The following is a 15,858-nucleotide window of genomic DNA, read 5'->3' as shown; positions in this document are numbered from 1 at the left end:
TTGGTACATCCATAAATGTAAGTACATTTGTGTGATTTAATACTATGAAGAGCCGTGTGAAGGGAGACTTTCAAGCACGGTTCCGTGAGAACGTAAGGGTGAAATTCCATTGCGTGACTCGATTAGCGACCAGTTCTGGTATTACCTTAAAAAATTTGACAGTGAAAAGAACAACAAAATATTTAGCTTTATTATCTCTATACTTTTTTAGTCCAGTATTCATTATGCTAGTAACAACATTTTCATCAAATGATTACGGATCAGGAATCGCTGTAATAGTCTTTTTACTTATTTTATTTTACATAAATTTTCTTGTTGCAGAGAATTTTTTTAAAGTGTTGTTATGGAAAAGAGTATTACTTGGAATAATTATAACAGTACTTGGACTTTATTTAACCTATATGTTTGCTATGTTAAACATTTTTCCAAGAAGTATTGATCAATCTGGAAAGTTAACTTCTTTTTTTATGAATGGTTTATTTTCACTTTTCATTTGGGAAATATCTTATCAGGTAAATAAAAGAATAACGGTCGCAAACAAATACTAACCTCCCGCTAGCGCGATCGTCACGCTCGTGCCCGCAAACAAATTAAAAACAAAATATTTTTCTTTACGAGTAGAAACTATAAGTTTAGAGAAAATGAAGGTGCTTATTTTATAAATTTTAGAACAGTTGCAATTTGACACTGGTTTTTACAAGAGATATTTATTTTGGGTGCACCATAGAATTAGACCTATTTGCAAGTTATGTACGAGCTTAAACAATATTGAGTGAGAAATACAATTACATTAGAAAATATTCACACTTTTTCAATTTCATTAGAAGAACATCCGTTGAAATGGAAATTTGAAGAAGATGGCAAAAAATTGTCAGCCGAATTTGAAGACCAAATTATTCCTTTGACTTCCGAAGCTTCTAAATTTTTATGGAATTTCGCAAGCACACAAAGATATCTCAACTCCATTTATGCTGTTGGGGAATATTTTAATGAGCAAAATGAATTTTCATTTGGCGAAAGCGACAGCCAAAAAGTTAAGAAATGGCTTTTCGAAAGAGGAATTCCGTTTGACCAAAAGGTGTTTTGGGTAACACAGCCAGAATGGGGATTTATATTGACTTGGAAAATGGTAATCAAATTTTCTGATGAATTATTTTTTGGAACTAACGAATTAATCTGGGACACAACTCTAAATTGGGCCTTGATTTATGATCACAATGATGTTTTTTATTTCGGAAAAAACAGAAATTTTAATGCTGAAAAACATAGTCAAGAAATAACCGAAATAAAAAATATGATTGATAAAAATAGTGGAAACCCCTATGAGTATTTACAATCCGTGTCCACTCCAATACACCACTAGAATATATCTATTAATAAACATAAAAAAGACTACACCAATCTATAACATTTAAATTCAAACCAAAAAATGAAGAAAATTCAAATTGCATTAGTATTGCTTTTCATTAGTACACCTTCCTTTAGTCAAACCGATTTTAAATTTTACAAATCCGTTGACGATTACACAAACGATAAATTTGTACCTGGCTATGAAATAGTTGAAAATTCGTTTCATACGTCATTTTCGCAGGAGAAAGCCTTAAAGTAAAAACCAATGGTGGCAGCGAAGAAAGGGTATCTATTGCAGATTTTTGTGCAGATTTTTACAGTCCTAATGCGAATCAATTATGGAGAAGATTCAAAAATAAAAGCTACATAATTTTAGTGTACGGCGAGTTTTGTTTCTACGTCACCCCTGGATTTTCAGCCAATCCAGAATATTATTCAGAAACGATTTCAGGTCCAGTGAAAAAATTTAAAAGTAGCGTATTGACTAAAAAATTAAAAGAGAAGGGACTTTTAGAGGCTTATAAAAATGATAAGCCTAAAAGAGAATTTAAGGACAGTGTAAATGATTATTTTAATAAATTACTAAATAGAAATGTCAAATATGTCAAGTTGTTAAACGAAGTAAAGTAAGCTTTTTTTGCTATTTAGTGAGACTGTAAAATCAATAGCTAAGCAACTATATTTCTCCCTCTACTGAGAGCTTCTCGATTGTACCCATAAACAAATTAAAAATAAAATATTTTCTTTACGAGTAGAAAGTATAAGTTTTACAAGCGTAAACTGGATAGCTGATTTTATAAGAGATATTTTTTAAGGTTAAGGCATTGAATAATAGCTATTTAAAATTTGGTAGAAATACCCAAAAATCCAAAGAGAATTCAATAAATTAAACATTAAATGAAAAGAATCATTCCAATAGTAATCCTGATTTTATTTGTATTTCAAGTCCAAGGTCAAGAAAGAAAAAATCCTAAAAAAATAAAAGTTAGTGGGGATTATATTCATTCAAAAACTGAAACAGCTTTCCCCGAGTTATTTGAGAATTATAAACGAATTGAGGTTTATTCATTTGACAAAAAAGATGAAAACATTGGTGTCACCTATGAAAATGAAGTAAATGATAAAAAAACAACAATTTCGATTTATGTATATCCTACAGAAGAAGCAGCAGAAAATAGATTGAGAAATGAGTATTTGAATGCTATGCAGTCCATAGCAAATTTGTCTAAAGAAGGAATAAATGCAACGCAAAAACTTATTAGGAAAGTTGGTGAAAAATATACATGTAATGGAATTAAAGCCGAAATGAAAAACGATAAAAACGAGACAACCCAATTATCATTGTTTGAGTGCGGAACTTGGTTTTATAAAATTAGGTTAACAACAAACGAATTAGATTCAACTCAAGTTCAAGATATTGACAAAAAAATTATTGAAAAATTTGAACCAACAAGGCTTACAGGAATTAGAAAATTAAATACTAAAGCCAATATAATTTTTGCTAGAGCAGCAGTAAGAGACTCAACAATGCTAGGTTCAGTAATGGGTGGGACATTAAAAAAATTAGCTTGGGCAAATGATAATATAAAAGAAAATGAAAGGTTGTCAGGATTTCCTGATTTGTATCTCGAAATGCATTTAGAATCTATTAAAGAAATTGTCGCCTTCGAAAAAAAGCATAAATTCAAAACACTTGCTTCAACAAGAGAATATTTAGACCAATACAATGAAATTATAAACTCAGGGTTTTTAGCAGAATATTTGATGGAAAAAAATAAAATGTTATTGATAGTTCCAGAAAACATCAAATTGGATTTTAAAGCTTACGATGAGTGGAAAAAAAAGAATATAATAAAACCAATATTAGATGAGAAATTTAGCCTTATAACATATCAACAGTAAATAAAGTACTATCAGTGAACACTTCTACAACGGATTTACTTCGTCTGTTTGGCTTGCGGCCTCTGGAAGGCAATTGGCTTAATGGAAAGTTGGTTTTGTATGTCTAGTTATAACTAAAAATAAATCTTAATTTAGTCCCAAACCCGCTGCGCTGTAGTCGCCAAAAAAATAGTCAGACCTATCACTCCAAAAAACGAAAATATAATTAACCAAAAAAATATAATTATGACACCGAAACAACTTGTAAAACTTAGCAACGCAATTGGAATAACAGCGATAATTCTATTAGTTTATTGGGTTTTTACATTTATTATAATTCAAGTTTTCGGATTAAAGGTTTTTAGAGAAAATATGACAGAAACGTTTTATCTGAGCGTTTTGGGTATTCTTGCTTTAATGATTGGCTCACTAATTATAAACGTAATGTTTAATCTAACAAGAATTGCAGAAACTAAAAATAATGATGCGAATAATGCAAAATCGAATAAAAAAACATATTTAATTCTTTTTATAATTTTTCCAATAATTGGAATGATATTATTTGGCGGCGATTATTTAACATCCAACAAAAAAGAAAAAATGCTGATAAAATCCGCAAAATCAATTTTAGAGAAAAACGAAAATAATAGTTCAAAATTAGTTAACTATGAATTTTCAGAAAAATATATAAATGAAACAAGTAATATTTTAGAAATCTATTCAGAAACGGATAAGAATTTTCCAAGTGTAAATTTATTAGTTAAGGATAGTATAAATGGTTCACCTGTTTATTTAGGATTTAACCAAAGTAATTTTGAAAAGTTAAACGACACTATTGAACCGAATAAAAAAGAATATCTGTACAAAACAACTCAAGAAGAAAGAGAGTATTTAGACAAAGTATTTAGCGGAAAAAGTGAAGAATTGAGATATAGCAATCACGATGGTGACTATGAATTATTTTATCCATACAAAAAAGGCAAAAAAACAATTGTTTTATATTTTTCGGAATATGTAAGGTATGGGAAATTAGGTAGTTAAAAAAAGATGCAATCTACCAATAGCAACAACAACGGATTCACTTCGTCTGTTTGGCTTGTAGTCTCGGGTAGTTAATTGGCTTAATGGAAAGTTGCTTTTGTATTTGGTATTCCCAAAGCTTGGGATTTGTAAATCAAAAAACGTTTTACTTTAGTTTAAACTCACTGTAGTATATGCGAGTATAATCATAAACCCTAATTATGTATCAGAATTAATGAAAACATCTGAAGAAGAATTATTAATTGAAGCTATTATTTTGTTTGAGGAAAAAGCAAGTGAAATGATAAATTTATTAGCAGAAAAATTTCAACTTGATTTGAGTCGACACAATCCTTTTTCAAAACTTTTGTTGAGACAGAATAATCTTTGGAAAGGTAATTTAAATGAAGAATGGATATATTGGTTTCATGGTGATGCTTGTGATTTTGAAAATATAAAAACTAAACAATATATACATGTAAAGATTAATAGGGCATCAAATTATGGAGCGATTGACAATTTTTATCTTTTTAAATTTATTAGAACAAGTGATTCACTAAGAAATGTTTCTGAGATTATAAATTCTGAAAGTATGTTTAATGAAATATTATCTAATTTAGAGAAGAATAAAATAGTTGTCAATATTGATAAATGGCCATTACAAACTAGAGTTCTAAATAAAACGACTTTTATTACTTAGATGCTACGATAAATTTGATTAATTGGCTTAATGGAAAGTTGGTTTTGTATTTGATATTCCCAAAACTTGGGATTATAACAGAACATTTTAGCAATACTATTTATGAAAATTAAAATTCACTTATTTACTTTACTAACAGGTATTCTTTTTTTGATATCTTATTTTTTAAGTGACTTTCTTTGGGATAAATTATGGTTGTTTTACTTGACGCCTTCGATAATATTTGGTTTTTCTTTTCTAAGTTTTTTTGTAATGGCAATCCTTAAGAAAAACATATCAGGAATACTTATTGGAGTTATAATTCTTGGTGTATTTCTATACTCTGAAGTAATAGAATCAGAAATATTCAAGAGTAAAAAAATAGTAGAAGCTACTTTAATTGATGACCAAAGTGCTATGCGTTTGACGCTTCGTGCTGACAGTACTTTTGAAATGGAATCCTCTAATTTGTTCGATGAAAAAATGTATAAAGGAAACTATCAACTTGCTAATAATAAAATAATTTTCAAGGACAAAAGAGACGAAAATAATTTTATTCCTGATACTGTGTCAATTATTGGAGACAGAATTATATTGCGTTTTCACAAAAATGGCAAACCAATTACTGACTATGCTAGATACTTTGACATTACAAAAAATGAGATAAAAAAGGTATACGATAAAAAGTAAGTACTAACAGTCTTTATAATAAATTCAAGCAATCGACTTATTACAAAGTTGTTTTATATTTGATTAACCTAGTATTTGGGTTTTTCAGCATAACTATTGTTTACAAGTAGCAATGTTATAAGACATTTTATCTACTTAACCACTAATTTATAAAATGAGATATTATTTAATTTTTTTTGTAATGATAATTGTTGGCTGTAACGACCGAAGTCATTTTGTTCAAAAGCTATCGATTATTCGATATTCAGACATTCAAAGCGTTGAAATTCGAAAACAACTTTATGATAGTTTTTGTGTTATACTAGATAGTGTGCAAATTAGGAAGACGGTAGCGCTTATTAATTCCAACCAAAAAACTGAATTATTAAAAGCGGGTCCAAAATTTTGGTTAATAGTTAAACTTAAAAATAATTCAATAGTTAAATATAAAATAATCGATACGAAAATTGGAGAAAATGATTTGTATAAAGAAATGAACGATAAAGAATTTTTCAAGGCAATTTATTATGGTAATAAGAAAAGTAAAAGCCAAGTTATTGAAAAAAAAACGTATGATAATTGAAGTTTGCAAAATGACAGGATTTAAACTTAATGTAAAGCAAAATGCAGAGAATCGGAAATACAGTTGCTTCAGTTTTTAACTATCGCTATTTTAAAGAATTATTGGAAGTAAATTATTGACATACAAATAGAATGAATATGAAATTTGAATTAAAGTTTGATGAGGATATTTTCAGAAATCAAATGGATTTACTTCGTGATTTAGCTTGGAAGGATAAAATAGTATATTATAAAAACTCACATTTTCTGGGTATTTTTTTATTTATAATTGGTTGTATGCTTTTTTATGAAAGACCTAATTTATTAGGAATTACATTCATAATTTTTAGCTTGGGAATTTTAATTCCATACATCTATTATTATTTTAAAATAAAATCGTCGTACAAAGGATTTGAAGCTGCAAAAATTAAAGAAATTGAAGCTAATAAAAATCTAATTTTTCACTGGGAATTTACTGAACAATGCTTAATTGAAAAAGTTCTAGACTACGAAAGAGTGTTTAATTGGGATGACTTTATTGTATATTTAATAAGAGATAATAATTTGCTATTGATCACTAAAAATCATGAATCTATGATTTTGGGCGAAGTAGAAGTTGGTAAAGAAAATTTTGAAGAAATAATAGATTTTGTTGAAAAACGAAATGTGAAAAAAAATAAGTTGACATAAAGTATTCTAACAAAAGTCTTAAACTAGTTGTCGTGATGAGAATTATTTATTCAAAATTAACTTTTAAAGTAATAAAATGAAACGTATTAAGTTAATATTTGCTATTGTTTTAATGATGGTTATTTGGTTTTCAAAAGATGTATTTTGGTATTCAAATTTTAAAAATCTTTATAATTCAAATATTAATGGTAAAATATTGTTCATTAGACAAGGTCGAGGAGGTAAAGAATTTAAAATTAAATCAAGTGAGGATTATATTTCTCTCTATTCTGAGAATGATGAATACTTTGAAATCGGAGATTCTATTCATAAAAGTGAAAATTCCACAGAAATTAAAATTTTTAAAAGGAATAATGATACTTGGAAATATTTCAAAAGTACTTTTATACAAAAGGATTTAGATTTCTATTCTTTGATTGTAACCGAAAAATAATGATGCTAATGTTTACCTCTGCTAGTGTCTTGCTCGCTGTGGGAAAATGAAGCACCTTAGCGTAAAGCTAGTACAAAATAAAAAGAATCAAAACATGAAATGTATAGTTTACTTTTTCCTTTTGTGGATTGTATTGCCTTGTAATGGTTAATCTAATAGTCAACAGCAAAATTAAAAAAATAACACTCCAATAGGCAGTATCACAACGTATCCTAAAACCAATCAACGAGCAATTCCAAAAACGTGGAAAAGCCTTGTTGCCATTCAAAAAGATTGGATTAAAGTAGAGCGGGATCAAAAGGGCTATTTAATTTACCAACCTTGTGATGGAAAAACAGAAACCATACAGCTAAATGGTGGGCGTCTAACCATAAATTGGAGAATAGAGGACGCACAACAATTTGAACTTGAAAAATTCACAAGATTAATCGGTAATGATGCTTTTAGAGCAGACGCTTATGACAGCAAAAACAAAGTTGGCTTCGAAATAAATGTTACAATTATAGATTACAAAAACGGCATTGTTTTATGGGAATTCAACGGGAATAAATGGTTAATGACACCCAAACAAAACTATAAGAGTTTCAGAATCATCAAGAATAATTGTAAAACCGAAAAGAAGAAAGAATTGGATTTTTTGCCAAATACGAAATAAATAAGACAAATGTTGAAATCTAGATTTACATTTCGAATGCTACTTATTCTAATTCTCATACTAGCATTGACAACTATATCAATAGTTACCTTAACGAAAAATTTACCTATGGAGATTGAACAAATAAGATGGATAGATGTCTATATGGTGATTTTATTTCTGTTTACTTGGTTTTGGCTTGTATTTGGAGAATTACGCACCAAAATAATTAAAATTACAATACTTGATAATCAAGTTCAGAAGAAAAACTACTTTGGACTAAATCAAAAGTTTGATTTCAACTATTTTGATGGTTTTCAAACATCCATTTTAAGAGGTAAAGGAGAAAATCATGAATACTTGTACTTAGTAAAAGACAAAAGGAAAGTTATAAAGATATCTGAGAAATATCACAAAAACTATTTTGAATTGAAAAAAAGAATCGCAACTGATTTGAATAATTTGGGAAAAATCGAATTCAGTTATTTGGATGAACTTAAAGAAATATTTAAGTAATTTGAACGTCATTGAACATCTCTTAAATAAAATCGAACAATATGTTTAACGAAATGTTGTTTTTGTTTTTCGGGTACAATTAATTTGGATTAGAAAAGTAGAGAATAGAGGTTGCTTTAATAATAAGTGGATCAAACCAAAATGAAGAATATGAAAATAAGAATAGTTATAGTCATTGTGTTTATTTTTATTTCTTGTAAAAAAGAACTCGTAAACCAATCCAAAGATTTAAAAAAAGTAAGTAAAGATACATTAGGAAGCAAAGAAGTTTTAGATAATAAAATTGATACAATTGTAATTTCTAAAAAACATAAAACAAACAAAATTTTATGTGATTTAGACGGAGATAAATTGAATGAAATAGTTGAGATTGTAAGAGGTGAAAAAAGCGGAAAAAGCGGTTTAAGAATACTATTTGGAAACGGGAAGCGAACGGACTATTTTGGAATGGGAAATAACATTTTAAACCAAGGTTTTGACCAAATTGATTGGGCAGAAATATTTGAAAGAGCACCTAAAGATGAAATATATTGGAATAATGTAAATGATGAAGGAGATATAGTATCGGTTGAAGAAATAAAAGAATTTGATAAAATAAAACTTTTAAACGATGGAATTTTTATACATGCAAAAGAAAGTTGTGGAGGAGGTATAATCTATTTAAAAAATGATGAATATGAATGGATTCAACAAGAATAGGTCTCTTAGATCTTCAGTTTTATATTAAAATAAAGCGATACTTCTAGTAGAAAGTTAGTTTTGTTTTTTGGCTTTACTTTTTACATTATCAAATCCAAGAATAGAATTTACTTTTAAGCAAAAAAAATAATACTTTCAGTACATAAATCATCGTTATTTACTTTTTTGAAACTATAAACTAATGAAAATTAAACTTTTATTATCAGGTTGTGTGTTGTTGGTAGCAAGCAACATTATGGTTGGACAAACCAAACAAGATAGCCTAGAAATTAAACAAGCAGCATTGGATTACATCGAATCACAACACAAAGTTAATCCCAAGCAAATGGAGCGGGCTTTGCATCCTAGAATGGTAAAGCGAACCTTTTGGAAAGACAAAGCCACCAACAAAGATTACGTTCGGGAGACAACTACTGAATCGATGATTTTGCTGGCCGAAAGCTATAATAAAAAGGGCGATATGTTTCCGGTATCTCCCAAAAAGGAAGTCTTGCTACTAGATGTTTCTGAACGTACTGCTTCGGTAAAATTAATCGCTGACGAGTGGATTGATTATATGCATATTGTCAAGATCAATGGCACTTGGAAAATTATCAATGTGCTTTGGCAATTTAATGATACGAAAAAGCATTAGTCTTGAGTTCTGGTTTTGAGGTAATTATTTGACTAGTAAGAGATAATATGCAAATTCAAAATAATCTGCTTTTAGCAATTACTTTGGTTTTTAACTCCTTCTAGTGTGGGAAAGTAAAACTATTATTTTGCGTAAGGCATACAAATGTTGAGATTAAAAGAGAAATATGAATGACGAGCAACTGAAACTTTGGAATGAAATTAAAAATTTCGAATTAGATGAACCAGAAGCTTCATTAAGTTTTACTGACCGACTCGCAAGAGAAAATGGCTGGACAATAGAATATTCAATCAGAGTAATAATAGAATACAAAAAATTTATTTTTCTATTAACGATTGCAAATCACCCAGTAACACCGTCAGACCAAGTGGACCAAGTTTGGCATTTACATTTGCTTTATACTCAATCATATTGGGAGGATTTTTGTGAAAAAATAATAAAGAGAAAAATCCATCATGGACCAACAAAGGGAGGAGCAACTGAAAAAGCTAAATACACAAATTGGTATGAAAAAACAAAAGAATTATATTTAGTAACTTTCAAAATTCAAGCTCCAATGGATATTTGGCCAACAAGTGAAATAAGATTTTCAGAAATTGAATTTGAACGAGTAAACGTAAAAAGAAACTGGATCATCAAAAAGCCTTTTAAATGAACTATTTGTCACAGCTTACACCAGCAGAGATATTGATTTTAACCAAAGACAATGTAACGCAACAAGAAATTTTAAAAATAACTTTTATCGATTTATTATTTAAAAATGTTTTAAAAGTTTTTGAAGTACAACGCCAAGCTCACATCAAGGAAGAAGTTAGAGTTTACAAGTATGTTGGAACTGGACAAAATTACAGCAATTATAATTCACTAAATCACGAAAGAGTATTCCTTTCAACTTTTGGAATGGATAATTCAATAGAAATATTGTTTCAAAATTTGGTTAAAATTGGCTACCAAAAATCAAGGACCTTATCTGATTTGAAAAATGATATTATAAAAACACCCACATTAAAAAAATGTTTTACTCAAAACATTTTTCAAAAAATATTTTATGGCTACAGTTTCACAGAATATGGAATGATATTAAAAAAGAAAGTTCAAAAGGAAATTGAAGAACTAGGTAATGAACTTTCAGGCATTAATGATATTGATAATCAAAAAGCAATTGAACTTATTAAAGTAATCGGAGCAAATATTTTTTTACTGATAAACGTTGATTATGAATTGTTACAACAAATCGATAAAGATTTAGGAGTCGAACTAAATAAAAACAATTCAATTGACGGAGGAAGCGGTTGTATTGGTTGCAGTCTAAGTTTTGATGACTATTCTATAAGTTTTGATAGTGGCTGTGGTGGAGACAGCGGTTGTGGCGGGAATGGTGGATGTTCTGGCTGTGGAGGTTGTGGCGGAGATTAACATGTGTAAGTTGCTTGTAGTTAAGCATTTTATCTAACTCTTATACGGCATAAAAAGTTATTAGTTTTTTCATTTTTGTATCTTAAACTAATAGACTTACGTAATTTAGGTGATTAATTAGAAAAGGGATAGATGGAATGTAACAAATTAACAAAATGAGCTACTAAAAGAGAACTATACTTCTTTATGAAAACCCAATAAAAACTATGAATTTAAAATCAACAATGTATTGTGGTTTATTTTTATTAATAAGCTCAATAGCTGTAGCACAAGACGCACTGTGGCTACGTTATCCTTCTATTTCTCCTGATGGAAAAACAATTGCTTTTGGCTACAAAGGCGATATATATTTGGTAAACGCTCAAGGAGGTACTGCTGTTCCTCTTACGATTCATGAAGCGCATGATATGATGCCTGTATGGAGTAAAGACGGAAAACAAATTGCATTTGCTAGTGATCGTTATGGTAATTTTGACGTATTTGTTTTACCAGTAACAGGAGGAACACCAACTAGACTGACCTATAATTCGGCTGCCGATTATCCTTATGATTTTTCTCCAGATAGTAAGAATGTACTTTTTGGTAGCGGTCGCCAAGTTGCTAACAGTAATATCCATTTTTATTCCCCACGATTGTTTCATAATTTATACGCTGTTACTGTAACTGGGGGAAAGCCTGTTTTAATCACAGAAGGCGGAATTGAATATGCTAGATATAACAAATCAGGGAATCAAATTGTCTTTCAAGACCGAAAAGGGTATGAAGATGCTTTGCGAAAACACCATACCAGTAGCGTGACTCGAGATATTTGGATTTTTGATGTAGACAAAAAAAGCTACACAAAAGTCAGTAACTATGTAGGCGAAGATCGAGAACCGGTGTATAGTAATGATAGTCAAAGTTTATATTATCTAAGCGAAGCTAATGGGAGCAATCAAAACATCTATAAGCAAAACTTGCAATCCAAGTCCTTCACAGCTTTAACTTCTTTTAAAAATAATCCAGTAAGACATTTAAGTGTGTCACAAGACAACAAGTTGTGCTTTTCTCAAGATGGAGAAATTTACACTTTAGTAGAAGGCGCAACACCTATAAAAGTCAAAATTAACATTCAAAATGATGGTAAAGGGAATGTAGAAAGAAATGTTCCGATTGCTGGGAATATTTCAGAATTTGTTCCTAGTCCAAACGGGAAAGAAATTGCGATTGTTTCTCGCGGTGAGATCTTTGTTACCAATGCTGAAGGCGGTAGCACCAAAAGAATTACAAATACACCAGAACAAGAGCGTCATGTGCAATGGTCCCCAGACAATAAAACCTTAATCTATGCCACCGAAAGGGGAGATAGCTGGGATATTTATACCGCAAAAGTTGAAAGAAAAGAAGAAGCTTATTTTTACTCATCGACTATTATTAAAGAAGATAAGTTGCTTTATTCTGATAAAGAGGAGTTCATGCCTAAATTTAGTCCAGATGGTAAAGAAGTTGCTTTTATTGAAGAAAGAAATATCGTTCGTATATACAATTTAGCTACAAAAAGTACCAGAACGGTTCTGCCCGAAGGAAGAAATCATAGCTATTCTGATGGTGATTTTAGTTTCAATTGGAGCGATGATAGTAAGTGGCTATTTATAGATGATAGTATGGGGAATTTTAGCGCGTCACATACTGCTATGGTCAAAGCTGATGGTTCTGAAACAAAATATCCTATTATGAGTGGTTTTGGAGAAGATTCAGCAAAACAACAAATGAAAGGCAAAGCTCTTGCTTGGTTGAGTAGTAAAGAAGGTAGAAAATCACTAGCCAATCAAGGTAGTAGAGAACTTGATGTTTATGCTGTTTTTTTTGATAAAAAGGATTATGAAAATTTTAAGTTGTCAAAAGAAGAAGCTGCTCTGTTGAAAGAGACGAAAGACAAAGAGAAGGAAGCCGAAGATAAAAAATCGGATAAAGAAACAACAGATAAGGGTAAAGTAGAGAAAAGTAAAAAAGAGGAGATTAAACCTTGGAATCCTGATTTGAATGACCTAGAAACAAGAAAAGTTCGTGTAACAATCAACAGTTCATCAATTGCCGATTTTGTTTTTAATGATGATGGAAGTAAACTGTTTTATTTAGCTGCATTTGAAAAAGGTTTTGATCTTTGGGTAACTGAAACAAGAACAAAAGAAACTAAGATTTTAGCTAAGTTAGGAGCTTCACCTAGCGCACTATTTTTGAGTAAAGACAATAAAACTTTGTTTGTAAAAAATGAAGGAAGATTATCAAAAGTTGATACTGAAAGTGGTAAAATAACGGGAATTGATGTGTCTTCTGAAATGGTTTTGAATACAGAAGCCGAGAGAAATTATATTTTTAATCACATGTGGAGACAAACGGCTAAAAAGTTTTATGATCCAAAATTGCATGGGGTTGATTGGAAAATGTACAAAGAGACTTATGCTAAATTTTTACCACACATCAATAATAATTTCGATTTTCAAGAATTATTGAGTGAAATTCTAGGAGAGCTAAATGGTTCGCATACTGGTGGGAGATATACTTTTACTCCATCAAATCCTGATGTAACAGCTTGTTTAGGTTTGTTGTATGACGAAAAGAATAGTGGTGACGGTTTAAAAGTTACAGAAGTGATTTTAGGTGGACCTTTTGATAAAGCTACCTCTAAAATGAAGGCAGGTTCGACTATTACAAAGATTGATGACGAAACGATTACTGCTAAGGTTGATTGGGCTAAATTTTTAAATAGAAAGGTTGGTAAATTAATTTTAATTTCGGGAGTAGATGAGAATGGAGTTGCATTTCAAGAAGCAGTTAAGCCAATCTCATTTGGAGAAGAATCAGGTTTAATGTACAACCGTTGGATTAAAAAGATGAATCAAATAACCGAAAAATTAAGTAATGGAAAAGTAGGTTACGTTCATGTTCAAGGAATGAATGATGGAAGTTTTCGTGAGGTTTATGATCAAGTGATGGGTAAAAATTTCGAGAAACAAGCATTAATTGTCGATACACGTTTTAACGGTGGAGGTTGGTTACACGACGATTTGAATACATTTTTAAGCGGAAAGCGTTATTTAGAATTTGCTCCACAAGGAAACAGATTGAAAGAAGCTGAACCACTTGGAAGATGGACAAAACCAAGTTGTGTTTTGATGAGTGAAGGTAATTATTCTGATGCTTTTATTTTTCCTTATGTTTATAAGCAAAATGGTATAGGTAAGCTAATAGGTACTGGTGTTCCGGGAACAGGAACAGCGGTTTGGTGGGAAACACAAATTGATCCTACTTTAGTGTTTGGGATTCCTATGATCGCTACTATTGGAAAGGAAAATGTACCAACAGAAAATCTACAAGTAAATCCAGATATACCAGTAGCAATGACGTATGAAGATTATTTAAACGGAAGCGACAAACAATTAGAAAGAGCTGTAGAAGAAATGCTCAAAACTATAAAATAACATTTTTATGTAGGTATAGACTTAACTCAAATTATGGAGTGTCCATAAGTAAGTTTGGTCATATTATTGTAATTATTTGATAAAACAGAAGTATCTTTAATGAGATGCTTCTGTTTTTTTTATAAATTTAGGTTTGCGTATTCTGATTATAATCCCATATATTTGAGAGTAAAAGCAAAAAAAATATGGCAACAAACACTATTCAGCTACTTCGCGTTTTGGCAGTACTAGTAGCAAAAGTATTTCGAGCTTTTTTTAGATAATTAACTACTTAATTTTAAATACAAATACATTGAAAATAAATACCTTATTACCTGGACAATCAGGGCTAGAGATTTTATGCGATAGTTATTTTATAGAAAATATTGAATCATTTCAGGAGTTAATGGAGGTGTACAATTTGTACAAACAGAACAATCCTGAAAAGACAATAATTGTAACTTTAGATGATTTAGGACAAGCAGAATACACAAGTGTTCATTCAACAATGTCTAATGATTTGGATACTATCGAAGGTCATGATTTGTCAGGAGTTGATAAAGAGTGTTTTGAAAATGGTGAGCATTTGGGTTACCTTTCAACTCCATCTGAGTTTTTTATTCTTAAAGAGAACTTCCTCAAACAAGTAATTGATGTAAATTTTTTAACGGCATGCGACAAAGGATTGACAATTGATGAAGACGAATTGGCTATTTTAGAAAAAATCAATCAATCTCCATTTGAATTTCTAGACAAAAAAATCATTCTCAAAATTGTTCCAGTAAAGAATGCTTATGAAGGTGTTTGTGGATTTCCAAACGGCTATTTTTCTAGCGATTTGGATCCATTTGAAAATTATGCTTTGGCTAAACATTTATTTGAGAAATATGGTTTAGCACTTTTTGGAATTGGAGCTTCATTTTTAGGCTTTACTATGAATAGGACTCTAGATATACAAGAGGTACAAGAGTTGGGGATAGATTTATCAAATTTGTATGATGCAACTCCCGAACTATTCGTGAAATTGCTTGAAATTACCCAAGAGAAGGGCTATTTGTTTTTAAAATATGTCGAATATTTAGATAATTAAAATAAGTATTACACTTTTCAACATAGCATATTGGTAAAGAAGTATATTTTGATTTTTTTTAATCTTTAGTATTTCTTGAATTTTGTATAGTTAAGAGTATTCTTGAAGCTATTCGTAAATAAGTGGTAACTGTGATTTTTTTTGTA

General features: G+C 30.1%; 17 protein-coding genes. All 17 read left to right on the top strand.

The window, feature by feature from the left end; all coding sequences use genetic code 11:
* Positions 1-161 precede the first annotated feature (161 nt).
* The 17 genes from WFZ86_RS10305 to WFZ86_RS10225 all read left to right on the top strand — a co-directional run bounded on the left by WFZ86_RS10305 (position 162) and on the right by WFZ86_RS10225 (position 15,712).
* The gene (locus WFZ86_RS10305) at positions 162-548 is read left to right on the top strand and encodes a hypothetical protein (protein ID WP_342691864.1); all 387 of its coding nucleotides are present in this window, start codon (positions 162-164) and stop codon (positions 546-548) included.
* 224 nt (positions 549-772) lie between these two features.
* Entirely contained in the window at positions 773-1,363 is a 591-nt protein-coding gene (locus tag WFZ86_RS10300; RefSeq protein ID WP_342691863.1) for a hypothetical protein, read from the top strand.
* Positions 1,364-1,429: 66 nt separating this feature from the next.
* Positions 1,430-1,609: a hypothetical protein gene (locus WFZ86_RS10295; protein ID WP_342691862.1), complete on the top strand. Its 180-nt coding sequence runs from the start codon at positions 1,430-1,432 to the stop codon at positions 1,607-1,609.
* 638 nt (positions 1,610-2,247) lie between these two features.
* Complete coding sequence (locus WFZ86_RS10290; RefSeq protein WP_342691861.1) at positions 2,248-3,252, top strand: hypothetical protein; 1,005 nt, start codon at positions 2,248-2,250, stop codon at positions 3,250-3,252.
* A gap of 225 nt (positions 3,253-3,477) precedes the next feature.
* Positions 3,478-4,272, top strand: coding sequence for a hypothetical protein (locus WFZ86_RS10285; protein WP_342691860.1), 795 nt, complete (start codon positions 3,478-3,480; stop codon positions 4,270-4,272).
* A gap of 214 nt (positions 4,273-4,486) precedes the next feature.
* Entirely contained in the window at positions 4,487-4,951 is a 465-nt protein-coding gene (locus WFZ86_RS10280) for a DUF6896 domain-containing protein (protein ID WP_342691859.1), read from the top strand.
* A gap of 102 nt (positions 4,952-5,053) precedes the next feature.
* A complete protein-coding gene (locus WFZ86_RS10275) occupies positions 5,054-5,620 on the top strand; it encodes a hypothetical protein (RefSeq protein WP_342691858.1) in 567 nt (188 codons plus the stop codon).
* 181 nt (positions 5,621-5,801) lie between these two features.
* Positions 5,802-6,182 (top strand): hypothetical protein, encoded by a 381-nt coding sequence (locus WFZ86_RS10270; protein ID WP_342691857.1) that lies wholly within the window; start codon positions 5,802-5,804, stop codon positions 6,180-6,182.
* Between the two features lie 137 nt (positions 6,183-6,319).
* Positions 6,320-6,850: a hypothetical protein gene (locus tag WFZ86_RS10265; protein WP_342691856.1), complete on the top strand. Its 531-nt coding sequence runs from the start codon at positions 6,320-6,322 to the stop codon at positions 6,848-6,850.
* Positions 6,851-6,926: 76 nt separating this feature from the next.
* Complete coding sequence (locus WFZ86_RS10260; RefSeq protein WP_342691855.1) at positions 6,927-7,283, top strand: hypothetical protein; 357 nt, start codon at positions 6,927-6,929, stop codon at positions 7,281-7,283.
* Positions 7,284-8,046: 763 nt separating this feature from the next.
* Positions 8,047-8,433 carry a hypothetical protein gene (locus tag WFZ86_RS10255; protein WP_342691854.1) on the top strand — a complete coding sequence of 129 codons (387 nt, stop codon included), beginning with the start codon at positions 8,047-8,049 and terminating at the stop codon, positions 8,431-8,433.
* 150 nt (positions 8,434-8,583) lie between these two features.
* Complete coding sequence (locus WFZ86_RS10250; protein WP_342691853.1) at positions 8,584-9,132, top strand: hypothetical protein; 549 nt, start codon at positions 8,584-8,586, stop codon at positions 9,130-9,132.
* A gap of 181 nt (positions 9,133-9,313) precedes the next feature.
* Complete coding sequence (locus tag WFZ86_RS10245; RefSeq protein ID WP_342691852.1) at positions 9,314-9,766, top strand: nuclear transport factor 2 family protein; 453 nt, start codon at positions 9,314-9,316, stop codon at positions 9,764-9,766.
* A 166-nt stretch (positions 9,767-9,932) separates the two neighbouring features.
* A complete protein-coding gene (locus WFZ86_RS10240) occupies positions 9,933-10,421 on the top strand; it encodes a glycine-rich domain-containing protein (protein ID WP_342691851.1) in 489 nt (162 codons plus the stop codon).
* Positions 10,418-11,182 carry a hypothetical protein gene (locus tag WFZ86_RS10235; RefSeq protein WP_342691850.1) on the top strand — a complete coding sequence of 255 codons (765 nt, stop codon included), beginning with the start codon at positions 10,418-10,420 and terminating at the stop codon, positions 11,180-11,182. Before WFZ86_RS10240 ends, WFZ86_RS10235 begins: the two co-directional genes overlap by 4 nt.
* A 206-nt stretch (positions 11,183-11,388) precedes the next feature.
* Positions 11,389-14,643, top strand: a complete 3,255-nt coding sequence (locus tag WFZ86_RS10230) for a S41 family peptidase (RefSeq protein ID WP_342691849.1) — start codon at positions 11,389-11,391, stop codon at positions 14,641-14,643.
* Positions 14,644-14,935: 292 nt separating this feature from the next.
* Complete coding sequence (locus WFZ86_RS10225; RefSeq protein ID WP_342691848.1) at positions 14,936-15,712, top strand: hypothetical protein; 777 nt, start codon at positions 14,936-14,938, stop codon at positions 15,710-15,712.
* Positions 15,713-15,858 lie beyond the last annotated feature (146 nt).

Origin of the sequence: Flavobacterium polysaccharolyticum (assembly GCF_038739875.1) — a bacterium.
Taxonomy (GTDB): domain Bacteria; phylum Bacteroidota; class Bacteroidia; order Flavobacteriales; family Flavobacteriaceae; genus Flavobacterium; species Flavobacterium polysaccharolyticum.
This window is presented reverse-complemented; position numbering and strand designations above follow the sequence as displayed.

Bases quoted from the DNA above. Each gene is read 5' to 3' on its own strand.
- WFZ86_RS10235 (WP_342691850.1), top strand. From the start codon at position 10,418: ATGAACTATTTGTCACAGCTTACACCAGCAGAGATATTGATTTTAACC.
- WFZ86_RS10270 (WP_342691857.1), top strand. From the start codon at position 5,802: ATGATAATTGTTGGCTGTAACGACCGAAGTCATTTTGTTCAAAAGCTA.
- WFZ86_RS10250 (WP_342691853.1), top strand. From the start codon at position 8,584: ATGAAAATAAGAATAGTTATAGTCATTGTGTTTATTTTTATTTCTTGT.
- WFZ86_RS10285 (WP_342691860.1), top strand. From the start codon at position 3,478: ATGACACCGAAACAACTTGTAAAACTTAGCAACGCAATTGGAATAACA.
- WFZ86_RS10290 (WP_342691861.1), top strand. From the start codon at position 2,248: ATGAAAAGAATCATTCCAATAGTAATCCTGATTTTATTTGTATTTCAA.
- WFZ86_RS10295 (WP_342691862.1), top strand. From the start codon at position 1,430: ATGAAGAAAATTCAAATTGCATTAGTATTGCTTTTCATTAGTACACCT.
- WFZ86_RS10245 (WP_342691852.1), top strand. From the start codon at position 9,314: ATGAAAATTAAACTTTTATTATCAGGTTGTGTGTTGTTGGTAGCAAGC.
- WFZ86_RS10265 (WP_342691856.1), top strand. From the start codon at position 6,320: ATGAAATTTGAATTAAAGTTTGATGAGGATATTTTCAGAAATCAAATG.
- WFZ86_RS10280 (WP_342691859.1), top strand. From the start codon at position 4,487: ATGAAAACATCTGAAGAAGAATTATTAATTGAAGCTATTATTTTGTTT.
- WFZ86_RS10240 (WP_342691851.1), top strand. From the start codon at position 9,933: ATGAATGACGAGCAACTGAAACTTTGGAATGAAATTAAAAATTTCGAA.
- WFZ86_RS10260 (WP_342691855.1), top strand. From the start codon at position 6,927: ATGAAACGTATTAAGTTAATATTTGCTATTGTTTTAATGATGGTTATT.
- WFZ86_RS10230 (WP_342691849.1), top strand. From the start codon at position 11,389: ATGAATTTAAAATCAACAATGTATTGTGGTTTATTTTTATTAATAAGC.
- WFZ86_RS10255 (WP_342691854.1), top strand. From the start codon at position 8,047: ATGGAGATTGAACAAATAAGATGGATAGATGTCTATATGGTGATTTTA.
- WFZ86_RS10275 (WP_342691858.1), top strand. From the start codon at position 5,054: ATGAAAATTAAAATTCACTTATTTACTTTACTAACAGGTATTCTTTTT.